This window comes from Paracoccus sp. SCSIO 75233 (assembly GCF_027912675.1).
Lineage (GTDB): Bacteria > Pseudomonadota > Alphaproteobacteria > Rhodobacterales > Rhodobacteraceae > Paracoccus.
In genome coordinates this window covers 1,740,976-1,764,716 of the sequence record NZ_CP115757.1, presented here as the reverse complement: position 1 = coordinate 1,764,716, position 23,741 = coordinate 1,740,976, and the positions used below count along the sequence as shown (strand labels likewise).

The 23,741-nt window shown below is 57.3% G+C and carries 27 protein-coding genes; 19 read left to right on the top strand and 8 right to left on the bottom strand.

Features of this window, described 5'->3' with window-relative positions:
• The first annotated feature begins 26 nt into the window (after nucleotides 1-26).
• The 9 genes from PAF12_RS08560 to PAF12_RS08520 all read left to right on the top strand — a co-directional run bounded on the left by PAF12_RS08560 (nucleotide 27) and on the right by PAF12_RS08520 (nucleotide 10,373).
• Nucleotides 27-1,118, top strand: coding sequence for a TRAP transporter large permease (locus PAF12_RS08560; RefSeq protein WP_271109676.1), 1,092 nt, complete (start codon nucleotides 27-29; stop codon nucleotides 1,116-1,118).
• Between the two features lie 7 nt (nucleotides 1,119-1,125).
• A complete protein-coding gene (locus tag PAF12_RS08555; protein ID WP_271106523.1) occupies nucleotides 1,126-1,896 on the top strand; it encodes an IclR family transcriptional regulator in 771 nt (256 codons plus the stop codon).
• Entirely contained in the window at nucleotides 1,893-3,968 is a 2,076-nt protein-coding gene (locus PAF12_RS08550; protein ID WP_271106522.1) for a hydantoinase/oxoprolinase family protein, read from the top strand. Before PAF12_RS08555 ends, PAF12_RS08550 begins: the two co-directional genes overlap by 4 nt.
• Nucleotides 3,969-3,970: 2 nt before the next feature.
• The gene (locus PAF12_RS08545) at nucleotides 3,971-5,521 is read left to right on the top strand and encodes a hydantoinase B/oxoprolinase family protein (protein ID WP_271106521.1); all 1,551 of its coding nucleotides are present in this window, start codon (nucleotides 3,971-3,973) and stop codon (nucleotides 5,519-5,521) included.
• A gap of 102 nt (nucleotides 5,522-5,623) precedes the next feature.
• The gene (locus PAF12_RS08540; RefSeq protein WP_271106520.1) at nucleotides 5,624-6,019 is read left to right on the top strand and encodes a cupin domain-containing protein; all 396 of its coding nucleotides are present in this window, start codon (nucleotides 5,624-5,626) and stop codon (nucleotides 6,017-6,019) included.
• Between the two features lies 1 nt (nucleotide 6,020).
• The gene (locus PAF12_RS08535; RefSeq protein ID WP_271106519.1) at nucleotides 6,021-6,803 is read left to right on the top strand and encodes an HpcH/HpaI aldolase/citrate lyase family protein; all 783 of its coding nucleotides are present in this window, start codon (nucleotides 6,021-6,023) and stop codon (nucleotides 6,801-6,803) included.
• Nucleotides 6,800-7,687, top strand: a complete 888-nt coding sequence (locus PAF12_RS08530) for a 3-keto-5-aminohexanoate cleavage protein (protein WP_271106518.1) — start codon at nucleotides 6,800-6,802, stop codon at nucleotides 7,685-7,687. The genes PAF12_RS08535 and PAF12_RS08530 overlap by 4 nt, the downstream gene beginning before the upstream one ends.
• Nucleotides 7,688-7,701: 14 nt before the next feature.
• The gene (locus PAF12_RS08525; protein ID WP_271106517.1) at nucleotides 7,702-8,862 is read left to right on the top strand and encodes an acetyl-CoA acetyltransferase; all 1,161 of its coding nucleotides are present in this window, start codon (nucleotides 7,702-7,704) and stop codon (nucleotides 8,860-8,862) included.
• Nucleotides 8,859-10,373: an AMP-binding protein gene (locus PAF12_RS08520; protein WP_271106516.1), complete on the top strand. Its 1,515-nt coding sequence runs from the start codon at nucleotides 8,859-8,861 to the stop codon at nucleotides 10,371-10,373. The genes PAF12_RS08525 and PAF12_RS08520 overlap by 4 nt, the downstream gene beginning before the upstream one ends.
• Before the next feature lie 31 nt (nucleotides 10,374-10,404).
• On the opposite strand, the gene PAF12_RS19010 is transcribed toward PAF12_RS08520, so the two are convergent.
• On the bottom strand, nucleotides 10,405-10,629 hold the full coding sequence (locus PAF12_RS19010) for a DUF6538 domain-containing protein (RefSeq protein WP_368045134.1): 225 nt from the start codon (nucleotides 10,627-10,629) through the stop codon (nucleotides 10,405-10,407).
• 110 nt (nucleotides 10,630-10,739) lie between these two features.
• On the opposite strand from PAF12_RS19010, the gene PAF12_RS08515 reads away from it, so the two are divergent.
• The 7 genes from PAF12_RS08515 to PAF12_RS08485 all read left to right on the top strand — a co-directional run bounded on the left by PAF12_RS08515 (nucleotide 10,740) and on the right by PAF12_RS08485 (nucleotide 15,511).
• Nucleotides 10,740-11,231: a hypothetical protein gene (locus tag PAF12_RS08515; protein WP_271106515.1), complete on the top strand. Its 492-nt coding sequence runs from the start codon at nucleotides 10,740-10,742 to the stop codon at nucleotides 11,229-11,231.
• A complete protein-coding gene (locus PAF12_RS08510; protein WP_271106514.1) occupies nucleotides 11,228-11,464 on the top strand; it encodes a hypothetical protein in 237 nt (78 codons plus the stop codon). Before PAF12_RS08515 ends, PAF12_RS08510 begins: the two co-directional genes overlap by 4 nt.
• A 16-nt stretch (nucleotides 11,465-11,480) precedes the next feature.
• Nucleotides 11,481-12,356, top strand: a complete 876-nt coding sequence (locus PAF12_RS08505) for a hypothetical protein (protein WP_271106513.1) — start codon at nucleotides 11,481-11,483, stop codon at nucleotides 12,354-12,356.
• Nucleotides 12,353-12,982 (top strand): hypothetical protein, encoded by a 630-nt coding sequence (locus PAF12_RS08500; protein WP_271106512.1) that lies wholly within the window; start codon nucleotides 12,353-12,355, stop codon nucleotides 12,980-12,982. Before PAF12_RS08505 ends, PAF12_RS08500 begins: the two co-directional genes overlap by 4 nt.
• 10 nt (nucleotides 12,983-12,992) lie before the next feature.
• Nucleotides 12,993-13,406: a hypothetical protein gene (locus tag PAF12_RS08495; protein ID WP_271106511.1), complete on the top strand. Its 414-nt coding sequence runs from the start codon at nucleotides 12,993-12,995 to the stop codon at nucleotides 13,404-13,406.
• A complete protein-coding gene (locus PAF12_RS08490; RefSeq protein WP_271106510.1) occupies nucleotides 13,403-13,939 on the top strand; it encodes a hypothetical protein in 537 nt (178 codons plus the stop codon). The genes PAF12_RS08495 and PAF12_RS08490 overlap by 4 nt, the downstream gene beginning before the upstream one ends.
• 108 nt (nucleotides 13,940-14,047) lie before the next feature.
• On the top strand, nucleotides 14,048-15,511 hold the full coding sequence (locus PAF12_RS08485; RefSeq protein WP_271106509.1) for a S49 family peptidase: 1,464 nt from the start codon (nucleotides 14,048-14,050) through the stop codon (nucleotides 15,509-15,511).
• A 177-nt stretch (nucleotides 15,512-15,688) separates the two neighbouring features.
• On the opposite strand, the gene PAF12_RS08480 is transcribed toward PAF12_RS08485, so the two are convergent.
• The 4 genes from PAF12_RS08480 to PAF12_RS08465 all read right to left on the bottom strand — a co-directional run bounded on the left by PAF12_RS08480 (nucleotide 15,689) and on the right by PAF12_RS08465 (nucleotide 20,696).
• The gene (locus PAF12_RS08480) at nucleotides 15,689-16,771 is read right to left on the bottom strand and encodes a hypothetical protein (protein WP_271106508.1); all 1,083 of its coding nucleotides are present in this window, start codon (nucleotides 16,769-16,771) and stop codon (nucleotides 15,689-15,691) included.
• Nucleotides 16,772-16,849: 78 nt separating this feature from the next.
• Nucleotides 16,850-17,098 carry a hypothetical protein gene (locus PAF12_RS08475; RefSeq protein ID WP_271106507.1) on the bottom strand — a complete coding sequence of 83 codons (249 nt, stop codon included), beginning with the start codon at nucleotides 17,096-17,098 and terminating at the stop codon, nucleotides 16,850-16,852.
• Entirely contained in the window at nucleotides 17,095-18,210 is a 1,116-nt protein-coding gene (locus PAF12_RS08470) for a hypothetical protein (protein WP_271106506.1), read from the bottom strand. The genes PAF12_RS08475 and PAF12_RS08470 overlap by 4 nt, the downstream gene beginning before the upstream one ends.
• 524 nt (nucleotides 18,211-18,734) lie before the next feature.
• Nucleotides 18,735-20,696 carry an AAA family ATPase gene (locus PAF12_RS08465; RefSeq protein WP_271106505.1) on the bottom strand — a complete coding sequence of 654 codons (1,962 nt, stop codon included), beginning with the start codon at nucleotides 20,694-20,696 and terminating at the stop codon, nucleotides 18,735-18,737.
• Between the two features lie 644 nt (nucleotides 20,697-21,340).
• On the opposite strand from PAF12_RS08465, the gene PAF12_RS08460 reads away from it, so the two are divergent.
• Nucleotides 21,341-21,589: a hypothetical protein gene (locus PAF12_RS08460; protein WP_271106504.1), complete on the top strand. Its 249-nt coding sequence runs from the start codon at nucleotides 21,341-21,343 to the stop codon at nucleotides 21,587-21,589.
• Between the two features lie 224 nt (nucleotides 21,590-21,813).
• Here the strand turns inward: PAF12_RS08460 and PAF12_RS08455 are convergent, their stop codons facing one another.
• From PAF12_RS08455 to PAF12_RS08445, 3 genes are all read right to left on the bottom strand, one after another.
• Nucleotides 21,814-22,110, bottom strand: coding sequence for a BrnA antitoxin family protein (locus tag PAF12_RS08455; protein WP_271106503.1), 297 nt, complete (start codon nucleotides 22,108-22,110; stop codon nucleotides 21,814-21,816).
• Nucleotides 22,097-22,351 carry a BrnT family toxin gene (locus PAF12_RS08450; RefSeq protein WP_271106502.1) on the bottom strand — a complete coding sequence of 85 codons (255 nt, stop codon included), beginning with the start codon at nucleotides 22,349-22,351 and terminating at the stop codon, nucleotides 22,097-22,099. The genes PAF12_RS08455 and PAF12_RS08450 overlap by 14 nt, the downstream gene beginning before the upstream one ends.
• A gap of 95 nt (nucleotides 22,352-22,446) precedes the next feature.
• A complete protein-coding gene (locus tag PAF12_RS08445) occupies nucleotides 22,447-22,842 on the bottom strand; it encodes an Arc family DNA-binding protein (RefSeq protein ID WP_271106501.1) in 396 nt (131 codons plus the stop codon).
• A 72-nt stretch (nucleotides 22,843-22,914) separates the two neighbouring features.
• On the opposite strand from PAF12_RS08445, the gene PAF12_RS08440 reads away from it, so the two are divergent.
• Together PAF12_RS08440 and PAF12_RS08435 are read left to right on the top strand one after the other, a co-directional pair.
• The gene (locus tag PAF12_RS08440; RefSeq protein WP_271106500.1) at nucleotides 22,915-23,067 is read left to right on the top strand and encodes an Arc family DNA-binding protein; all 153 of its coding nucleotides are present in this window, start codon (nucleotides 22,915-22,917) and stop codon (nucleotides 23,065-23,067) included.
• 68 nt (nucleotides 23,068-23,135) lie between these two features.
• Nucleotides 23,136-23,693, top strand: coding sequence for a hypothetical protein (locus tag PAF12_RS08435; protein WP_271106499.1), 558 nt, complete (start codon nucleotides 23,136-23,138; stop codon nucleotides 23,691-23,693).
• Nucleotides 23,694-23,741: the final 48 nt, after the last annotated feature.

Below are 23,741 nucleotides of genomic sequence, written 5' to 3'. Positions count from 1 at the left end.
TGTGCCATAGCCGCTGACGGGGGACAATCCTTGCAGGTAACCTGATGAATGCGGCTGACCTCACAGGTCATATTGTGCGGGCCGCGCAGTTTTTGGTTGGTCGGATCAAGGGGGGGCTGGCAGTTGTGAACGTTTTGTCCAACTTCCTGCTCTCCGGGGCGAGTGGAGCCGCTACGTCGGAAGCCGCAGCGGTTGGTGGCCTGATGATCCCTTCGATGAAGCGTGATGGGTATGATCCGGCCTACGCAGCAGCGCTGACTGCAACAGGTTCGCTCCTGGGCCCGATGATACCGCCCTCATTGCCGCTGATCTTATTCGGGGTTCTGACCGGCACCTCGATCGGCGATTTGTTCTTGGCCGGGATTGTACCGGGGCTGATACTTGGCGGGCTGCTTCTCACCTATGCTCTGTGGAAGGGTCGCAGGGATGATCATCCCGTTGCCGCTCGCGTTCCACCCGAAGAGCGCAGAGGAATCCTTATAGCCGCGATCCCGGCTATAATCCTTCCGGTCTTTATTGTTGTCGGAATTCGGAGTGGGATTTTCACCCCGACGGAGGCAGCAGGAGTCGCTTGTATTTATGCGCTTGTCATTGCGCTTTTCGTCTACCGCTCCCTTTCTTGGCGACGATTGCTGCGGTGCTTCCACGATACTGCAACCATGTCGGCAGGGGTTATGCTGATTGTCGCAATGGCGAGCATGACGGGGTTTGTGCTGGGCATCGAAAACCTGCCCCAAAGGATTGCCGACAGCATATTGGGCGTGACGCAGTCACCTGCGGTTTTGATACTGCTGCTCAATATTATTCTCGTCGTAATGGGCCTGTTTCTGGAACCTCTCGCGGCGATGGTTCTGATCGTTCCGGTCCTGAATGCCCTGGCTCCGACGATTGGTATGGATCCGGTACAGATGGGTGTCATGGTCGTACTTAACCTGATGATTGGTATGTGTACTCCACCGGTTGGCCTGGTTCTTTTTATTGTCGGCACCATTGCACGGACGCCAATTCAAGCCGTTGCGATGGCGGCACTTCCAATGCTTGTGCTCTGCGTCATCGTTCTTGCGCTTGTTGCGGCAGTACCTTCTCTGTCGCTCTTCCTTCCCAATCTTTTCAAATAAGAATCACATGAACATCGAACTCGATAAATCGGTCAACCAATCCACGCAGATGGCCTTCGCAGTGATAGAGGCTATGGCAGATCGTGGTGAGCCAGTCGCGGTTTCCGATCTGGCCCGTCAAATCGGCGTGTCAAAAGTGCGGGCTTTTCGCTTCCTGCGCACCTTGCTGAGCCTCGGCTATGTTTTGCAGGATCCTGAAACGGAAAAATACCGGCTGTCCTACAAGCTTTACCATCTCGGTCAGGCACTCGCGGATTCTACAGACATTCTACGCGAAGCGCGCCCGGTGATGATTGAACTGCGTGATCTGACGGGGTTCACGGTCTCGTTTTCGCAGATGGAGCCTGACGGCATGCGAATTCTGGACATGGTGCGAACAATACAGCCGGTCGCGATCGTAACCCGCCCTGGTGCACTTCTGGATTTCCACTCGTCTGCTCAGGGCAAGGTTGCGTTGGCCTTCGGCGGGGCGAAGCTCGGCGAGGGCTCGCTTCGGGAATGGACCGCTGAGACACCGACTGATCGTAATGCGATTGGTGTCGAAATTCAGAAGGTGCGGGAGCGTGGCTGGGCCGAAGCGCCCAACCAGACTTTGCAAGGCGTTACAGCGGTCTCTGCCCCGGTTTTTGATATGACGGAGAACTTCATAGCTACGCTGACGATTGCGGGTCCGACCGGTGTTATCGGTACGCCGCCGGCAAATCGTTTCGTCGATGCGCTGATGATGTCCGCGCGGAAATTCTCCACCAACCTTGGCAACACGGAGTTACCTAAATGACCAGATATTCGCTTGCTGTGGACATCGGGGGAACATTTACCGACGCTGTTCTCCTCGCTGATGATGGCCGCAACTTCGTCGACAAGACACTGACGACACACGGCAATTTGCTGGAAGGCTTTTTCCGGGGTGTCGAGCTTGTCATGAACCGCGCGGGCGTAGAGCCCGGTGATGTGAACGATATGGTCGTACATGCGACTACCGTTGTCACCAACGCATTGATTGAGCGCAAAGGTCCCCCTGTTGGCCTTATCCTGACGCGTGGTTTCGCGGATATCCTGTATATCAGGGATGAGCATCGCTACGATATGTACGATCCGCAGATTGAGTTCGCTGAGCCACTGATCCCGCGCGAAAGAACCTGGGTCCTGAGCGAACGTATCTTGGCCGATGGTTCTGTTGAGCTGGCTCCACAGGAATCCGAGATTGTTGCCATCGCCCGGGGCTGCAAGGCACAAGGGATCGAGTCGGTGGCCGTCAGTCTGATGAACGCCTATCGAAACGGTGCGAATGAAAAGCTCGTTGCCGAGATTTTTGCGCGCGAAGCACCAGAGATATTTGTTTCGCTTTCATCTGAGATTGCGCCGCAAATGCGCGAGTATCTGCGAACTTCGACAACAGCGATCAATGCCTATACGGTTCCTATCACGCGGCCTTATCTTGATGCCTTGATTGCGGAACTTGATCGTCGCGGTTTTGCTCAACAGCCGCTTATTATGTTGTCGAATGGCGGGGTGATCGGGGCAGGGCGCGCGGGAGATCTTCCAGTTCGGATGATTGAAAGCGGCCCGGCCGCCGGCGCTCTTGTTGCGTGCTATTTCTCACGGATGTTTGGTATTCGTGATCTGATCTCCTTCGACATGGGTGGAACGACCGCGAAGGCCTGCATGATCCAGGGTCACGAGCCTCTGGTAACGGGTACTTTTGAGGTCGACCGACGATACCGTTTCAAACCCGGCTCGGGTATGCCGATCACAGTGCCTTCAATCGATATGATTGAGATCGGGGCGGGAGGCGGCTCCATCGCCTGGGTCGACGAACTTGGTCTTTTGCGCACGGGTCCGGAAAGTGCAGGCTCTATTCCCGGACCGGTTTGTTACGGGCGGGGCGGTAAAGAGCCCTGTATCACAGATGCGGATGTCGTTCTGGGCATTCTCGACCCGGACCGCTTTCTTGGCGGCGACATGACGCTGGACGCGCAGGCCGCGCGCGAGGCCATAAAGAGGCTTGGGGAAAAAATCGGCCTGACTGTGGAGCAGACGGCGTGGGGAATTTACGAGGTTGTGTGCGAACAGATGGCGGCGGCAGCACGCACGCACGCAACCGACCGCGGTGTCGATTATCGTGGCCTGCCGATGCTCGCGTTTGGCGGTGCAGGCCCGGTACATGCATGCCTCGTGGCTGATCTGATCGAGTCGAAGCAGGTAATTTACCCGCCTTTGGCCTCCGTTCTCTCCGCATTTGGGACGCTGGTGACGCCAGCACAGATTGATCTTGTCCGCAGTCAACTTACAGCCGTCGATAGTCTGGATGGTGCGGCCGCACAGCGCCTTGTGACGCAAATGACCGAAGAAGGTACCGCCGCGCTGACCGAAGCCGGTTTGGCTCCCTCCGATATCGACTTTGTGTTTGGTGCGGAACTTCGCTACCTCGGTCAGCAATCGGAACTTCGGGTGGACCTGCCATTTGATCCGCGCGAGGAGCTGGATACCCAGGTTATGCGCGAGATATTCGAGCGTGAATATGTCGTTCAATACGGGCTTAAGCTTGACGATATACCGATTGAGATCGTGAACTGGCACGTCACTGCGCGCGGCAAACTGCCCGAGCGAGCGACTGCGCATGTTTCCAAAGGTGATGCTCGCCCCGAAGCTCGTAAGCGTATCGTTCATCTTCGTGGGCAACCGGTTGAGACCGCGGTTTATGCGCGTTCTGCAATGGTTGAGGGGGACGTGATCAGTGGCCCGGTCATCGTCGAGGAGCGGGAAACAACGATCTTCGTACTGCCGGGTTGGACGATCCGCCTGCATCCGAATGGCAGCCTTGTTGCCGATAAAGTAATGGAGCACTGAGCATGGATGGTGTTGAACTTCAGATCCTGTGGTCGAACATGATCGGAATCGTGTCCGAGCAGGCGCGTGCGTTACAGCGCATCGCTTTTTCACCCATCGTTCGCGAGGCTGGCGATCTCGCAAACGGTCTTTTTGATGCGCGGGCGCGCATGGTGGCGCAGGCCGTCACCGGCACACCGGGACATATTAATTCGCTCGCATCGGCTGCCAGCAACATGCTGAAACATGTGGATGCTGGCAGCCTGAAACCGGGCGATGTTCTCATTACCAATGATCCTTGGATGTCGGCTGGACATTTCTTTGACATCACCGTTTTGTCCCCGATCTTTCGCGGCGAAAGGCTTATCGGTTACGCAGGCTCGACCATTCACCATACCGATATCGGAGGTTATGGTATCGGTTCCGGGGCGCGAGATATTCACGAAGAAGGTCTGTGGATACCGGTTCTGAAACTATATGATGAGGGCGTGCGTAACGAGACGTTGTTTGACGTCATCACCCGGAACGTGCGGACCCCTGATGCGCTGCTCGGTGATCTTGGCGCGCAAGTCTCGTCGGGCATGATTGCATCGCGAAGGTTGAATGCTCTTTGCGACCGTTATGGTCTGGACGATATCGAACTGCTTTCCGACGAAATAATCAACCGATCCGAAACCGCGACGCGAGACTCGATCCGGGCGTTGCCGGGCGGGACATTTCACGGGGAAACGTTCTTTGATGTGCCGGGGGGCGACAGGGTTACGCTGAAATGCGCGATCACTATTGACGATGAGGCTGGCGAAATCACGATTGATTTCGAAGGTTCGTCGAAGCGCAGTCAACGCGGCATCAACGTCGTTCCGGCCTATACACAGGCCTATGCAACCTTCGCTATTCGCTCGACCCTGAATCCGGATCTGCCGAATAATGCGGGGTCTCTGGCACCGATTAAACTGAAACTGCCGGATAACTGCATCGTCAACGCGACCTATCCCTCACCAGTCAATGCGCGGCATGTTGTGGGAATGTATGTGCCTTTCCCGATCTTGAATGCTCTGTCGCAAGTCGTTCCGGAGAAGGTCGTAGCCGAAGGCTCCGGCGCGGTTTGGACAGTTCAGATTCAGGGACAGGACGCAGACGGAAAAGCTTTCACTTCGTCGATGTTCAACTATTCCGGGGGAATGGGCGCGCGCGCAGGCAAGCCCGGAATTTCCGCCGTCTGCTATCCGACGGGCGTTTCCGCCGTCCCGGTCGAGGTGCTCGAAGCGGCGTATCCTATCGTGTTTAGCTGCAAAGAACTGGACCAGGGGTCTGGAGGTGCGGGTCGACAACCGGGCGGAGATGGCCAACGGGTCAGCTTCCGCATGCGGACTGATCAGCCGTGGCTCCTTAATGCCGTTCCCAGTCGTTTGAACGAGGCACCGCAGGGCCTCGATGGAGGCGTATCAGGGCGGGCCGGACAGTTTTTGGTGAATGGCGAATCTGTGGTGCTTTCAGGAAAGACGGATATGCGACCGGATGATGAAATCACAATGATCACCCCGGGCGGCGGAGGTTTTGGATATCCCGAATAAGCCGGGATGACGATGGTCTTACACGGTCTGCCGAAAGTCGAAAGACAATCGAAGTCGCGAAATTAGTCGAACCCGATAACTGTGACAGAGGAGGAGGATTAGATGACAGATCAAACTGAACCGTTCCGCATGCCGGTAAAATGGGAGGACCTGCCGCGCTTCAACGTGCGCGAGCATGTAAGTCGGGCAGGTTTCCGAGGTGAGGATGTGTTGCTCGTCATGAACTGGCTTGAACCCGGTATGACCCTTGGCATGCACAAACATCCTTTCGAACAGATCGCAGTGGTTCTGACCGGGCGTATGCGATGGACGGTTGGTGACCAGACCTTCGAAGTCGGTGCAGGCGAAGTTTTGCGCGTGCCACCGGATGTTATGCATGGAGGTGTGCCGATCTCCGACGAGGTGGTGATGAATCTCGATATCTTTTGCCCGATCCGTGAAGACTATCTGAACATTGTTGATCATCAGGCAGAAGACTTCCCGCAGAAGGAGAAGTGATATGCCGTTTCCTGCGGTTCATGCAGGCTTTTCCTCTTCGTTGATGAAAAGCAAAACCCATCTCACCGCCTTCTGTCAGTTTCCTGATCCCAACGTCACCGAAGCGCTGGCCCGAACCAAGCTCGATTCCGTGCTTCTGGATATGCAGCATGGAATGTTTGACGAGGCGGCGGTTATCGCTTGCGTCGCTGCTGCTGCGCTTGAGGGAAAGCCGGTTTTTGTTCGTGTCCCGGTCGGTTGTGGAGGTTTGGTTTCCCGTGTTCTGGATTTCGGTGCAGTAGGGGTCGTTTGTCCAATGGTGAACACCGTTACGGATGCCGAGAAACTTGTCGCCTATACGAAATTTCCGCCGCTTGGTGCGCGTAGTTGGGGCCCGCGCCGCGCGATCCCGCTTTCGGGTCTGAGCGGACCGGAATATCTGAAACAAGCGAACGAGCTGAATCTCTCGATTGCAATGATCGAAACGCAACAGGCGCTCGACAACCTTGAGGCAATACTATCCGTACCGGGCATTGACGGTGTGTTTGTCGGACCTGTCGATCTGTCTGTCTCTCTTTCTGACGGTAGCTCACTCAGCAGCCCAAAGGTGGATGCCGCACTTACTAGGGTTGCTGAACGGGCAGGGGCCGCCGGAAAGCTGTCGGGGATATTCGCCGCGAGCACAGAGCATGCGATTGACTATGCGGCGAAAGGATATCGTTTCATCGGGCTTATGCAGGATGCCATGTTTCTTCAAAAAGCTGCGGACGATGCCGTAACACGTGTCAGGGAGAGGACCGAGTGACCCGGCCCGTTATCTTGACCGCTTGTATCAACGGTGGACGGCCCGATGCAGCGTCAATCAATTCCAGCCTGCCAATTAGTCCGTCAGCGATTGCAGCCGCGGCGAAGGATGCGGCTCGGCTGGGCGCCGCGGTGCTGCATATCCACGCCCGAAATCCGAGCACCGGTGTACCATGTAATTCGCCGGAGATTTGGGCTGAAATTGTTCGCCTTATTCGTGAGGACGAAACAGACATTCTGCTGAATCTCAGTGCGTCAATGGATGGCTTTCTGTATCTCGATGACTCTCGAAGCTTTCAGTTTTCTTCGAAGTCGACGCTGCGGCCGCCAGCGGGACGTGCTGCGCATATTCTAACTGAGCGCCCAGAGATCGGCACGATAGATTTCGGGACCTTCGCAATTGACGAAGCCATTCATGTAGCCCGCCCATCTGATCTGCGCGAGATGGCCCGCCTTTATTCCGAAGCGGGCATCGTCGCCGAAGTGGAGTGCTTTGATTTTGGGCATTTGGAGACAGCACGAAAACTGATTGAGGAAGGGTGTTTCCCTGATCGGCCATTCGTCCAGCTTTGTCTCGGTACGGCCTATGGTGGCGCCCCGGCGACGCATTCAGCCTTTTCTGCCATGCGGGAACGCATCCCGGCAGGGCTGGCATGGGCGGCTTTCGCGGCAGGCGATGATAATATCTGGGTAATGCGTGAGACTGTCATCGGTGGAGGGCATGTGCGTGCGGGGCTGGAGGACTGCCTGACTGACGGAAACGGATCGCCCGTGTCAAATGGTGAGCTGTTAAAGACTGCGGTCAAAACGATTTCGGAAGCTGGGGGAAGGCCTGCTACCCCGGCTGAAGCGCGCGCAATACTTGGGATAAAAAAGATAAACTGATTTGGAGAGGTCAAATGGGTGAAGCGTATATTACTGGCTGGGGTCATACCAAATTCGGGCGTTTTGATGGTGATCTCGAAGATCTGATCCTGGCCGCTGCCGACGAGGCAATTAAGCATTCCGGGATAACGCCGGATGCCATTGACGCCGTCTGGATCGGCCATTTCAACGCAGGAATGGTAAATGATGCCTTCCCGTCGTCACTTGTGTTCAACCTTGACCCTTCAATGCGCTTCATTCCAGCAACCCGCTGCGAGAATGCCTGCGCGTCCGGATCGGCAGCCATATTCGCGGCGCGTGACGCCATAAGGGCCGGGACGATAAAGCGGGCGCTGGTTGTTGGTGTCGAAAAGATGACGGCGACGGATACCGCTGGTGTTACCGAGGCGCTTGGTGGAGCTGCCTATCAGAGGGAGGAGGCGGGCACTTCGTTTCCGCAGGTCTTTGCCCGCTTCGCACAGGCCTATTCTCAGGCTCATGGTGATTGCAGCACAACTCTCGCGCATATTGCTGCCAAGAATCACGCCAACGCCATGAACAACCCGCTGGCGCAACTGCATAAGCCGCTTTCCGTTGAATTCTGCGATACCGTATCTGAGAAAAACCCGCTCATTGCGTCGCCGCTCAGGATGACGGATTGCTCACTGATCTCTGACGGGGCGGCCGCTCTGGTTATTTCTGATGAGAGCCTGCTCAATGAGCATTCGCTCGCAGTCGGCTTCAGGGCCGCTGTACAGGTGAATGATTTCATGCCGATGTCCAGGCGGAACTTGCTGGAGTTCGGTGGCCCCGCAGAGGCTTTTCGACGCGCATATGAACTGGCTGGCGTGACTGTCTCAGACCTGTCATGTGCTGAGGTGCATGACTGCTTCACGATTGCAGAACTCATGATTTATGAGGCGATGGGTTTGGCACCAGACGGCAGGGGCAGGCAAGCGCTTGACGATGGGACGGTCATGCCCGAAGGGCGGCTGCCGGTAAACCTCTCTGGCGGGCTGAAGGCGAAAGGGCATCCTGTCGGCGCAACCGGCGTTTCAATGCATGTTTTGGCCGCGCGGCAAGTCACAGGCAACGCCGATCAAATGCAGGTGCCCGGTGCCGAACTGGCCTGTGTTTTTAATATGGGCGGGGCTGCCGTGGCGAACTACGTCTCATTGCTGGAGGCCGTAAAATGAACCCGGCCTACTGGCTCGAGCGCGCCGCGCGGGTCTGGCCAGATCGCGCGGCGCTTTTCCACGGTGCAGAGCTCGTTGCCACTTATGCGCAGTTTAATGCGCGTGCAGGTCGGCTGGCTGCAGGGTTGCAGGAAGCCGGAATAAATGCCGGTGATCGCGTCGCGATATTCGCAGCGAACAGGGTCGAGTACCTCATCATCATGCAGGCAATATGGCGTATTGGCGCGGTTGCGGTGCCGATTAACTATAAGCTGCATGGAAAGGAGGCGGCATATATCCTTGATCATGCCAGTGCCAAAATTTGCTTTACAACCAGCGATCAGGTCGATGAGCTTTCCGCTTTAGCACCGTCTGTCAGGATCGTGGATCTGGACGGATCAGGTTTTTCGGACCTTTCCCTGGACCGGGTGCCGCCGCCTTTATATTCGACCGGAAGCGACGATCTGGTCTGGCTGTTCTACACCTCGGGCACGACCGGTCGACCCAAGGGCGTTATGCTGACACCCGGAAATCTGCGTGCTATGTGCCTCAGCTACTTTGCGGATGTGGATGCAGCCCGATCGACGGACGCAAAGGTCTATGCGGCACCAATGTCTCATGGGGCGGGTTTGTACCAATTTATCTACATGATCTGCGGCGCGCGACATGTGGTTCCCGCGTCAGGCGGCTTCGATGAACGGGAGATACTCGATCTTGCGGACCGTCTCGGCGATCTTTGTTTCTTTGCCGCACCGACGATGGTTCGCCGCCTCGTTTCAGTTGCGCGTGAACGGGGAAGTCGCGGTGATGGCATACGAAGCATCATATATGGCGGCGGCCCGATGTATCTATCAGATATTCGCGATGCTATTCAGCAGCTTGGCAATAGATTTATCCAGATCTACGGTCAGGGTGAAACGCCGATGACGATTTCTGTTCTGACCCGTGCTGATCACGAAAGCGCTATGGAGGCTGCAGAAAACGGGTCCCGTCGCCTCGTTTCTGTAGGCATTTCTCAGGCGACTTGCCAGATTGCCATTCTCGGGAAAGAAAATCAGTCTCTCGCGGTTGGTGAGGTTGGAGAAGTCGCGGTCAAAGGGCCCTCTGTCATGAAGGGTTACTGGAATGACCCCGCCGCGACGGCCGCAGCGATTCAAGACGGTTGGTTGCGCACCGGTGATATGGGTGCTTTGGACGAACAGGGCTACCTGACGCTGCATGATCGTTCCAAGGACGTTATCATTTCAGGCGGAACGAATATCTACCCGCGAGAAGTTGAAGAGGCCCTGCTGCTGCATCCTTCTGTCTTGGAGGCTTCTGTTATCGGAATGCCGGATCCGGAATGGGGAGAGATTGTCGTCGCTTGTATCGTGCCAAAAAACGGTCGAGATCTGAACGAGGCTGAGCTGGATGGCCATTGTCTTAACCTGATCGCCCGTTTCAAGCGCCCGAAACGTTACCTATGCCTCAAAGACCTCCCTAAGAATGCGTATGGTAAAGTTCTCAAGACTGAGCTGCGAAAATTACTATAGAAGTTAAGTGGTGGTGCCTTTGTCAGACGCCTCAGAATGGACAAGGCCCATTATCGCAGAGTGGATTGCCTCGCGAGACGTCGTGAAGTTGCAGAGCGGTCGGGGCAGGCATTGTGGTGGCAATAGCCCATCGGCAGGTTTTCGTGCGCAACGAACGGGTCACGGTCTTATTGCCCAGTTGACCATGCAGATCGACGGGAACGCGCTGCCGATAATAGTAGATTCCGGTCTTCGGATGTTTCTGCGGGCGGGGCATTTGCAGGACCTATGTGTAGCACCTCGGTGTAGCACCTGAGGCTCATATCACCCTGCTATTATAGCACTTCTTTGATTTCAAACGGGAAATACTGGTGCTGCCGGAGAGATTTGAACTCTCGACCTCTCCCTTACCAAGTTAGCGGTCCCCCCGAAACATCCAGCAAATCGGCGAAATCCAAGCCCACCAAAACCACTGATGTTCTGGCGAAGTTCACGGATAACTGTGCGGTTTCTGTGCGAGATGCAGAAAAGCAAAACCCCGGCAGGTTTGGGACCGATGCCGGGGCGAAAGTGCAGTACAAATTTTGCAAGAATGAAGGTAGCGCATTCCTGCCAGCCTGCGCAATAGCCTTTGTTGATGCAGTTGAAGGTTTGCCGCGCGAAGATCGGCTGCCAATGCTGGAAATCGCCGCCGATCACTATCGCGCCGGCCCGCCGATCCCGCCGCTGATGGGCTACTTGGACGAGGCAGATACCTGGGCATCATGGGCCAGCCGGAATGAGAAGAAGGCATATCTCTGGGCCTGCTGGCAGCATCTGAGCGAAGCGGATCAAGCAGCTTTCCTCGCGAGGGTTGATACGCGGAGGGCAGCAGCATGAGCACCGCCACCCTTCGCCCAGTGGAAGAATTGCTGTGGTCCTGGCCAACCGTCTGCCGGATGGCCTCGACCGTATGGGCTCGCAGCTTCGCGGCTTCGATAGCCAAGCAGGCTAAGCGCCGGCACTGGACGCCTTCACCGAAGCAGCACGCGCTGATGCAACGCATGGTGTCCGAGCTCTATCAGCACAAGAGCAACGGGGAGGGCGATTTCGATGTTATCGATGCCGGTTGATCATCTTCCCTGCACAATGAGCGATAAGGCGCTTCGCCGCCGCTCTGATGAGATCGAGCGCCGCAAGGCGATGTTTGGGCAGGCCCGAGCCGTAGAGTCTGCACTTCGCACCATCACTGATCGCCAGCCCGGCGGTCAGTTGACCCGTGGAGAAGCTGCGATCCTCGCCAAGATGATCCGGCAGAACCTATGCGCCTGTGTTCGGAAAGAGCGCCACTATCGCCCGACCCGCGCCATGCTGGCGAAGCAGACAGGCTATAGCCAGCGAACCGTGTCCAAGGCGATCACCCGCCTCAAGGAGGTCGGCATCGTCGCTGTGGCGCGCTATGCCAAGGGCGGCAGGCTTGGCGACAAAGGCAAGGGGCTGGCCACGGAGTTCAGAGCGGGCTGCCTGCAATTCATCGTCGAGCAGATGGAAGCGCTGGGCTATCACCTGCCGAAATCCCTGCGCGACGATCTGGCCAGTCTCGGCCGCTGGGCCGCTGCACAGGTTGGCGAGTCCACTGTCATCAAGAGCGACACGCCGAAGCCGAAAAAGCCTACCGGGAAGAAAGTTCCCGGCACTTTAGTGTTAAAGGATATGTGGTCTCAGAAAGATGAGAGCACCGCGCCTGTTGCAACGGCAGATCAGCTTGAGTCCGAGGTGGATGCCGAACCTCCACCCGCTCCGCCCGGCACTACCGCCATTCTCTGCGCAGAGACCGGCAGCGGCCAGATGCGCAACGGTGCACCCAGCCGCCCGCCGGTCGGGACTCTGGCGCTCTTGGCCTATCGGGCCGCGCTGAACGGTGGAGGTGCGCTCGGACCGCCCTGTGCCCCGCCAACTGATACCGGTTCCGCAGGGCGGCGCTGCCGCGACCCCGAGGCATACGACCCGGAGGCATGGCGATGACCGGCGATCCGAAACCTGCTGTCTTCTGCAGCAGCGAGGCTGACGGCGTCGACGATCTGCCGCGTCCGGTCTGGGCTCCAGCGGAGCGGTTCGAGGATCTGCTCGACCGGGCAGACGGGCCGGAGCCAGAACAGCTTGCCGGGTTGGATCTGGCCCGAGGGCTTCTCGGCCTCGCTGACTGGGGAAGGTACGCTCCAGAGCCGGAGGTGCGGGCGGTGGCCGCGATGCTGCGAGCGTGGCTCGATGACGGGGCTGGCGCCGATTTGGGCAACTGGCTCGGCGTCGTGGAGTCCGGCAGCGGCTCGGTTCGGCAGGATCTGGCCATTGCTCAACGCGGCATCCGGCTTCGCTCGCTTCTTCGCCTCGAAGCCTATCGGGGCCTGAGCGCCAACGCCGCCGCCGCGATGATCGCCACCCGCTGGAACCGCTGGCAGGCCGCGAACGGTGGGCGGCTGCACGAGGAGCCCGCAAATCCCGAGGCGGCAGCTTTCTGGGCGCTGGCGCGGGCCGGGATTGCGCCGGCATCGGCCTCGACCATCCGCCGCGATCTGATGCGCGACGAAATTTCAAAAGGGTGGGGTCCTAATGAAATCCGATCCGCCCCATCATCAAAAGCAGACGAATGAGGAAATCGCGATGATCGACGAGAAATCGAAATACGACCCCGGCCGCCTGCTGGAACTGAACGCTTTGGCCGAAGCGGAGCGCGCCCGTATCCGGTCGCTCTCCGACCGACGCGACGAACTGCGCGAGCGTGGCCACCACTGGCAGCGCCAGTTGCTAAATCTGAGGATGGACTATGCGCCAAGCCATGACGTCGGAAAGGCGATCGAAGCGGCTGAAGCAAAGATCGCCGAGCTGGCGGCTGCAAGGCAGGCGATTGATCGCGAATCCGCCGAAGTCAGCGAAATCCGGACGGCCCGCGCGAGCAATTTCCAGGCGGCTCTGGAACGGGCGAAGGAATTGGGTCTCGAAATTCCGCTCGAACTTGACCGCGGCGGCTCCGGTCTGACCTCCGTGCCGTATCTCTACGAGGAGGCCAGCCAATGAACGTGAAATCACCATTTTCCAAACTGCTGAACGCGACGCGCGTCGCCAGTGCCCAGATGAAGCAGGGCGTCGGCGATCTTCGCGACAAGCGCCTCGCCATCCTCGACGAGATCGACCGCATCGAATCCCTGCCTGCACTGCGCAGCGATGTGATTGCCGCCATTGACCGCGGACTCGACCGGATGATCGCCGAGGGACAGGACGCGGTTTACACGCCTGGGCTCGTGCGCAATTCTGGTGGCGCTGTCTTCGAGCCTCCACGCACCGAGGCTGTGATGGGCTTGCTTGTCGGCGCCAATCGCGCGGCGTTCCGCGAGCAGCTGATCGCGCTGATCGACCAAAGCTACACCCAGCCTGAAATGCCGCTGGAAGACCGCGCGCGGGAGTTGAAGCGCCTTCGCACCGATCTGCACGATGTTGAAATGGCCGAAGAGGCGCTGATTCGTGAGGCAGAGCGCGTCGGCAACCCGATCCTGCGCCGGCGCGATACCGATGGCGACATCCTGCTGCGCGCAGACAGCGAATTCGCCTGATGACAGAGATACGCGCCCTCCTCTCTCTGCGGGGTGGTCGGGGCGCGTCGGCGGCCGGCGTGGTGGTAGTGCCGGCCGCCACAATTTCCAGCAAGAGAACCTGAAGCGATGAAAACGATTGAGAAGCCAGACCAGAGCAAGACTGCCCGGCCCGTATCGGGCGCGCCGTCGCTGCCCTACATCGCCAGCCGAGTGCTGAACCGGCCGCTGCTGCTGCATCCGGATAAGGCCCAGATCGTGCTGGAAGTCATTCAGGGCCGCATCGGACTCTACCAGATTGTCACCACCCCTTCGGCCTCGGCATCGCCCGAGGCCAATGGCTTTGTCGGCAGCTATCGCCGCAAGGGCGGCAAGCGCGGCCTAACCCGGGTGAAGGACGGCACGGCCATCCTGCCCATCGTAGGTGCGCTGGTAAACCGCGGGGCGTGGATCGGGGCAAGTTCCGGTCTTGTCTCCTATGAAGGGCTGGCCGCGCAGATGCGCGAAGCTGCGTCCGATCCGGAAGTTTCGGCAATCCTGCTGGATATCGACAGCCCCGGCGGCGAAGCGACCGGCATGTTCGGGCTGGCACGACTGGTCCGCGAAGTGAACCAGTCGAAACCGGTGCTGGCCATGGTCAACGACGTGGCTGCCTCCGCCGCCTATGGCATCGCCTCCGGTGCGCGGGAAATCATCGTCTCGCCCACATCCATGGTCGGCTCGGTCGGCGTGGTGCTGACCCATCTCGACCGCTCGGGTGAGTTGGAGAAGAAGGGCGTCAAGGCGACCTTGATCCATGCAGGCGCGCACAAGGTCGACGGCAACTCGCTCGGCCCTCTGTCCGAGGGCGTGCGCGCTGACCTGCAGGCAGAGGTGATGAAGTTCTACGACCAGTTCGTCGGGCTCGTTGCCGAAGGCCGCACCAGCCGAATGACGGAGGCTCAGGTCCGCGCGACCGAAGCGCGGGTCTATTTCGGCGCAGATGCCATCGATATCGGCCTCGCTGACCGCGTCGCCTCGCTGGACGAGGTGCTGGCCGAATTTTCCACCACCAAGGCCCTCGGGGCCACAAACCGGAAGGGAATTGCAATGAGCAATCCGACGACGACTGCCCCGCAGGCTGAAAGCACGGGGTTCACTCAGGCCGATCTGGACGCTGCGAGGGCCGAAGGCCACAAGGCCGGCTTTGCGGAGGAAACGGCGCGGATCAGCGGAATCCTCAAACTGCCTGAGGCGCAGGGCCGCTGGAATCAAGCAAAGACCCTGGCTTTTGACACTTCGATCAGTCCGGATCAGGCGAAAGCCATTCTGGCGGCATCGCCGGTCCAGCATGAGCCTTCCGCCTTGTCGCTTTCGATCGAGGAGCGCGCGGAACTGGAGAATGAATTCGGTTCCGATCTGGATGACCGGACCCCGATGTGCAAAGGCGAGAGGATCGCCAATGGCTGGAAAAAGGCTGTGGCAGAGGCGAACGCGAAAGTGATCGGCGGCAGCGCGCTCAGGCCGGATCGAGATCACCGCCATGAAGAATCTGTCGCGTCCGAGTTGCTCCCGCTGGTCCGAAAGCCCTCAGCCTTCGCGCAATTTGATTAGATTAGATCTTTTTGGGCGTCGTTTGCCTTGGCAAAGGCTGTGGGAATGCAGCCCGCACATGGATGGCCGGGCTTGCGCCGGAGGGTTGCACCCCTGCAGCCAGCGCCGTTTCCTCCGCGCAACATTCACGCAACACTGGAAAAGCCGGGCTCTTGCGGGACGCTCGCTTTATCCTCGTCACCTGCTCGGCCACAATACCTTGAATGTGTCCTTAAAAGGATAGGCAATCCCGAAGCCGTTCATGGTTGCGAGCCTTTTATCCTGATCATTGGGCTCGGACTCGATCACGATTAGGAGGGACGGATTGCCTGCTGCACGCTGCCTATAGTCAAGCAACTGCCCCATCGCGGTCCGGATCGCAAATCGCTCCGCTCCAACTTCACAAGGTTTTACTTCCACAAGAACGCTTCCCCGGGCTGCGTCGATGTATCGAAGGTCTACGCTTTCGAGGTTGGCACCGATCTCCTTACCGGCGATGGTTGCCAGAAAGGCTTCGAATTTCTTTTGTAACTCGTTGTGTCGTGGGCTGATCTGGACTTCATTCTCCGTCACATATCGGATGTACGGATCGCTTGCTGTGTCTGGGCTGTTTTTCATATGCGAACCAAGACCGTTGCTCTTTCCACGCTGATCATGTTGCGCGTTATGATTCAAAAGCTGCTGAACTTGTTGAATGAACTTCGGCACTTCTCCCGCGGCATCTTCGGGAGGCGACCACCATGGTGTCTGCCCCAACCAACCCGGACCACGCGGCATGGTCAATGTTCTGTCTTCAATAGTGAGTAGATGAGCATCCTTCGCCTGCGCGCGAACCCGGTAGCTTCCAATCTCATCAATGCGATGCTGCTTTGATGGTGGGCGGTGAAAAAATTGCCGCTCGCGAAAGATTGTCGCGTTGCGGTACCACCCGACAACGCGACGGCCACCCTCAGTTGGGTGAGTTGCCGTCCAGATGAGGTCAATCGCGCTCAGGGAATCGCCAACGCCTCCCCAGTTCTCAAGGCGGATCTTCCGATCCACCTCCCCACGGATTGACTCGACGTGGCCATAAACCTGACCGTCGTCGCAGCCCAAGAAATTGCAGACTTCTCCCCCCATACCATTATCGCGCGGATATCTGCCGCCCCCTACAATCTTGTCGGGTTGATGAGAAATTCCTTGATATCGGCTCATCCAGCCGATGTTGCAGAAAATCATACGCGCCATAGTCTTCTCCTCGACAAAACTCGGTGGATTGCCAATTGCTGCCATCACCGACATCAATTCGCTATTCCAGACAGAAAGGCAATTACAGAAGCTGCTTATGCCAATCTGTCGAGAAGCATGGTGAGAACTGGCTCAGGCGTTTGTCTTGCGCACCACGGCGCCCACGCAATTCAGCCGCACCGCGATGCTGGTTGTGCCGTTCCTGGCGGCTTCTTCTTTTCGAACACCACAGCCGCAGATGCGGCAGTGATCGAAGCGCGAATGCGGGAAGCAATGCGACGTGAAGCCAGAGAACTGTTCCACTGCGTGTTTGCTGATACGAGCATCCGGATGGCGTAATCGTGTGATCCGGACCTGCTGACGCAATCCGTGAATGGTCACAGCTTGAGGAAGTGCTCGAGCGAGGTTGCACGTCTATATTCGACGTCACTGTAAAGCCGCGCGTTTGTCGAGATGCGCCGCGACAGCCTTGAATTTGCCTCGGTCAGATCCTTGGCCAGAAATGCCTGATATGCACAGCTCGCCAAGGCGCGCCTTATGGTCTCTGCGTCACGGACAAAGTTCCCATGCACGCACCCGACGACTGCTGTGCTAGTCGAGATCGGAACAACGACCGCATCAATTCGATCATCGCGTCGCCACGTTGGTCTGCATCCTTTTCTGGAGAAAAACGCGAGCGTTGTGTCCGGGAGAATAAGCGGCCCATCATCATATTGACGAACAGTGTACTTGAGCAGAGCATGGCTGTCTGCTCGCTCCGAAAATGCGAAGTCGCGCTCCAAAGCCTGATTATGGGTTTGTTTCATTTTTTTGGGGAGTATCTCCTGAAGGAAGCTGAGAAAGGGTAACGCGTTGTCCGCGAGGTCATTTGCCCCACCCGCAATCAACGCTGGAAGAGCACCCGGAGCATCGAGGAAAAGTGAGATTTGTTCTGCAGGCAAGCCTATCTCTGATGCAAGCGTCTCCACATTCTCTGGGTTCCTGAGATATGCGGTCATAATCTGCTCTCGGATTTCCGGGGACTGAAGGTAGCCGGCGATCGCTTTGGCAAAACGCTCCGGAATTTGTGACATTATTTCGCGCATGAATAAGCTGCGCATTTCCAGATGTGAAACGATTGCGGCCCAAATATCGCTATCAACCTTGGTCCCATCCTCGGCCGCCCTTGCGTCCTGAATGTGGCTCTGAACTCGGTTTTCGAAATCTGTGATGTTGAGATCTGCTGCGGATCCCTCGGGGCCATAGAAATAGGAATCCTGTCCGAACTTCCGCGTCACCGTCCGCTTCGCAGCGCAGTCCTTTCGGTAGACCCAAACGTGATGTTCGCCATGCTCCCTCGAAGCAAATCCTCTTTGAAGCATTTGCCAGATATGGTGGTGTCGTCTTCCGGCCATGAAAGGTGCGCTCCCAGCTTCTTTCGCATCGATGGTTGAACGCTGACATTTGGCATTTGCAGAAGCAATGCCCTTCGGGCTCTGCGACCCAAAGGCCATTGATTGAGAAATAATGGTAGTCGACGCTCACGATTGCGCCGAGCACGAGCTTGTACAGATATTCGCGGGCAGAGCGTCCTACATGCGAAGAAAGTGACCCGCGCTGTCGATTGCATAATCGTTAGGCTGTCGAAATACATTCGGGTCGATCAGCACTGAAATGGCCTATTCTGCCCCGTCTCCAAAGGGCACTTCAACAAGTCGCGAGATGGTGGGGAAGCCCACAGAGCCGCACAGCGCCGCTCTGAGAGATGGATTGTCGCTCTCGTAGCGGTGATGGCGCTCTGTCGCGAGGCTGCTGACACTCAACAAGATCATCTTGCGAATTCATCGAAGAGCAGCAGGAGAATTCAAGTTGGGCATCGCCTCGAATGTCTGCTCTGAGCCCAATCCACCGGATGCTGCATGCTGCATGAATGGTTGCGAACCGTGCATTGCTGCCATTGGCCAAGGTGAGCCCGGCCCAAAGCTGCCGTTAGAAGATCCCACTTGAAGGTCCGCTGTGTACGCGAAGACCTGTTTCCTCAAATATGAGCGTTGATACGCTCGATCGCCGCTTGGAATGTGTCGAGTGTCTTCTGAACGGACTTGTTCCCTTCGTCCAGCAGCTCGGGGTGCGTCAGCAGATGGTAGGCCGGGTCGTAGTGACTGAATGTCGGGATTGTGTCAGGCAGCACTCGGAAATAAGCCTCCGCTTTTTTGACGGCGCGTACCGTGTTCTCGTCCGCTTCCGCCAACTTCTTCGCTGACAACTTGTCCTTGCCCTTCAAATCATAAGTCGCATTGACCAGATCGACAAAGAACGCGGTGTCGAAGAAGTCTTCGGTATCCGCTTCTTCCTGATCGGCTATTTCCGTGGCGAGGATAATCCGCTCCTGTTCTAGCAACTCGGCCTTATAGAGGTCGTCAAGCTTGCGGCGTTGCCCGCGGTCAAAGTCCGTCATTACTGCGATGTTTAAATTGTTGCCATAGAAAAGCTTGACGAAAGGCAGCACCTTGTCGATGCCCCCGGAAGGGCAGATCGCCCATTTCGGGTCCAGATAAGGACGCCCAAGCGATTGCAGCTTCTTCGACATGGCTTGCAAATAGAGGATGTCGCTCGGTCCCTCGACAAGAAGGGTGTCAGGCGAGATTATTAGGCCTTGGGTAACTTCGAAACCCATCGCACCGAATACAGGGAAGTTTGTCTGCGGATCAGTGGTCAGCACGTCGGGTCGGATCTTCGTTCCTTCCGAATAGGGGCGGTCCCGCTGGTCGCGCTTGACAACATCCTCCACCGTCCGAACGCTCTCCAGATTGTCGGCAGGCACCATGAATGGCGAGTGCGTCGAGAAGATGATTTGATGCTTCGGCTCCAGTTGCTCGCGGAAGTATCGCAAGAGGTCTTTTTGTGCGGTGCCGTGGAGGGTCAGCCCCGGTTCGTCCAAAAGAATGATCACATTGCCTTGGTGCTTTTTGATCTGCGCGAATTTCACCAAGAACGAAAAGAACCAAATGAAGCCTGCTGATCTCTCCGAGAAGGGAACCGTGACGCGATGTAGATTGTTTTTGACACGCGCCCGAGCAACAGGACCACTATTGAACGGTGCAAGGTCTTCTTTCTTGCCCTCGTCCAAACGAACGTCGATTTCGAGTTGATCGTTCTGGGTCCAATATTCGAAAATCTGATCCGTGATCCGATTTGCAGCGGCCTCACATTTGGCGTTCATCTCCTCAAACTTGGTCGCACCCGTCAGCTCGTCCAAGTTCGTCCCGGCATATTCGAGGAAATCGAGAAAGACCTGATCCCCGTCTTTGATGCCGCCATGCTGTTTGTCGTGGGCCAACTGGTTGATCGAAATCTCTCCGACCATGCGGTCGTAGTGTGAAAAATATAGGAACTTTGGCAGGTTGCCTTTTATCAGATCAATCGCTTTTTCTGCGGCACTTTCTCCCCGGTACTTCTTTATTGCATCAAGCAATTCCTGTTGCGCCTCGGAGCGTTCTTCAAGTTTTCCTAGTTTAGACGCCGCCAGCCACGTGCTGCGATCTTTTGCTATGGGCTCTGCATCTTCATTCGATAGCCCGTAGCGAGTGATCAGCTTTGCAAGCAGGACTGCCTCATCGACCGGAACTGACCAAGTCTTTCCATTTTCTTCATATGACTTGCTGATAGTTACTCGGGTGCCCGTAACGACATCTTCTCCAAATTCTTCGACCAGCAATGCAACGTCTGCGTCTTCAAGCTCCCAATCCGTTTCAACAACTCGGGCCTCTTCGCCTTCGTGTTTTTCCTTGTAGTCGGCCAGGAAGCGGCGAGGGTAGTTCTCGGTCTTATTGTATGAGGTGTAGTTTTCATCTGTAGAGTTGATGCCTTCAAGCGCCTTTAAGAATGCAGTTTTACCCGCCTCGTTCTTCCCCACTAGGCAGGTGGATTGGCCTATCGTTACGGGACTGGAATCAAGGATGCTGCGATAATTGGTGACGTGGGCAGAAATAAGTTTCATGGAGCGACTCAACTATTGCGTAACCTTCACGGTATGATGTCTTACCGAGCGTGTCCAACTCAAGGTATTGTGGCAGCAATGCCCACTAGCCGACATTTGTGCGGACCAAAGCGAACGTCCGCTTCCCGCCCGACCTTCGGGGCGTCGCCATCGCGATGCGCCGACTGCGGCCATTGGAGCGCATGCAGCGAAAGCCGGCTTCGTCCGCATAGCTGCCGTTTGCGGCGATGACCTTTGTGAAAGATGGCGCTGCCGCTGACTGATTAGAAGTGATGATTTTGTTGAGTATCAGCAGCGAGGCTGCAGCCCTGCGGCCCTCTCCGCGCCTCTGGGTAGCTACAGGCACCCTTACCCCTTGGGTCCCTTCCGGGGGATGGGTCGCATGCGGGGCCGCCGCCGCGCAAAATATCGGTCTTTTTTAGGCTTTCAAAACTTCACTGCACTGCACTCCCACGGCCCACCCGCCGGATCGCCCTTGCGAGGATAAATGACTGATATCGTTACGAAATGGCCTGCGGCGCAGGTGGAGATGCGGGCCGTGGATGCGCTGATTCCGTATGCGCGGCATTTGTGATATTGGCAGACGCATCGCGGTAAGGCGTGGGCGGCCGCGATCCGGTCGGCATTGGCAACGGAGTGAGAATATGGCGGCAAAGCAAATGAGCAAAGAAACGGCGCGAAACGTCGAATTCTGGCTGTTGTCTGGACTGCCGCCGAGCATGGTAGCTGCGCGTTGCGGCGCGACGCCTGGGCAAGTGCGGCGAGTCAAGCAGCGCATGGAGAAGGAGCGCGAACAAGCGCGCGAGGCTTACTTTGCTTCTTTGGAGCAGAAGCGTAAGGCGTACTTGGCAAAACTCGAGCGGCAGCAAGCCGAGGACAGTCAGGACCGCTAACGCGATAAAGGGCTGGCTGGCCTATGGCGCGGCCCTGAACGAGGGGCGTAACGAATTCCCCAGCGACGAACAGTTTGGGCAGTGGGCTGCCGAGGCGGGTCTGTCCCAAGTTGGGACACACGAAATAAAGCGCGACGAACCCGCCGCCGCGATGTGGGCAGCGGCCCACCCCGAACAGTTCGCCGAAGCCCGAGTCAGCTGGCGATCCTCAAGGGTGCTGCTGCTTAGGGCGACAGATGCGCAGCCTCACGAAGCGCCGCGTTCACGCGGGATTGCCAGCCGGGGCCGTCCTTCTTGAAGGCCTCCACAACATCCTGATCCAGCCGGATCGAAACCGCGACCTTCGGGTTGTCGAGCGGAGGCCTGCCGCGCCGGATTTTCTCGGCCATTTCCGGGAAGACCTCAGAGAACGGTTTCGCTTTCTTGAAATCCTCTTTCGTCCATTCCGGGTTGTCCGCATCATCCCAATCGGCGCGGGAATAGCCATTCTTGGCGGCGTGCTTGGGGTCAAACTTGGTCATAGAAGGCCCTTTCCTGCTTGCTCGCCGGGCGCATCGAAATCACCGAAATCGCTTCGGTGCCGAGCGTGGCGAAAATCACTGCAATCGTGCCATCTGCGAAGCGGCCCATCGCCTTGAAGCGCCCCTGCTTGGCCGGGACAACCAGAGCGTCAAGCAGGATCTCGACATCGAGGTCAGCGAAGTCCATGCCGTGCTTGGCAAGGTTGGCTTGGCGCTTCGGTTCGTCCCACACGATCAGCATAAGATGTATATACGGTAATCAGTGGGGGCGGCACAATAACGTATATACGATAATTTTGCCGAATGGCGTCGATTCCCGTCGACAGGGAAAGCCGACTAATCGTCGGAGAAGGGGGCGGGCTGTGAGCGTTCAAATTCGTCGACCTTAGCTTTCAAGCCATCGATAATTCCTTTGGTCAACCTGCCTGCCGTGTCTTCGCGCAATTCCGCAGGCAAGTTGTCGAGTCTCGCTAGGAGTTCTTCCTTGTCGTCCGTCGTCTTGTCAGTGAGGCCCTCAACAATCAGGAAGTCGAGCGTCATAGATAACAGGTTGCGATAGCTTGGTTCTTCCGCCGGATACTTCTCGTTAAGTGTGGCCACGATTTCGGCATTCATTGATCGGCCACTTCCCTCAGCAGCAGCCTTGATCCGATCCCGCATCCCATCGGGAAGGCGGAGCATAAATTTATCGCTTTCGCGGCCGGTTGACATGATTTCCTCTTTTTCTGGCACGGTGACACCAATTCGCACTTGACTGCAATCGCGTCACGGTGACATATGGTGTCACGGTGACTGGAGATTGTTATGACTGACCGAAAACCAATGCAGATTCGTCTTCCTGCCGACCTGAAAGAGTGGATTGCGGGGCAGGCCTCGGAAAACGGTTCGTCGCAGAACTCGGAAGTGATCCGAGCCGTGCGCGAACGTATGTACGCAATGGAAAGGGCCGATGCCTGAAATGAGCGAAGCCGCCGGGAGGGCAATCCCAGCGGCTCCAATGAAAAATCCGACGAAGGAAATTCGAGATGAATATGACGCAAAATCAACCCGCGATCAAGGATGCTGTTTCTGCCAAAGCGCCGGCGGATGGCGCCGAGACGAAGGTGTCGATTGAAGACTACATCCTCGACCGAGGGGGAGAGGTGCAAATGATCATCGCGCTCCTGAACAGCATGGATGCCTGCTTGGGCACGGGCCGCGATCACATCGTACATGAGCAGATACAGCACGCGAATGAGGTGGCCGAATCCCTGCGAAAGGCGCTCGACATCTCGCAGTTTCCAGATGGTCCGTTCGGGGTCCCGAATCTTGAGACTCCGGTCGAAGCCCTGTTTCGCGAATGGGAGGCGGCACGCGAGGTTGAGGAACACTCGATCACGGGCGATCTGAACGACGAGCAGATCGAGGCTCTTGCGCAACCGCGACAAGCGATTGAGGACCGGATCGCCAATACCCCAAGCCAGAACCCGCGGGACATCATCCTGAAGATCTTGGCCAGCACCTTCTGCGGCGAGGCTGATCTGGAAGCCCGCACCCCGAGCCTCGCGATGCTCTGGGATGAAGCCCGGGCGCAGATCGGCTGATCAGACACAGAGTGGCGGTGTGGGTGATGCCAGGGCCGCCACTCAAGA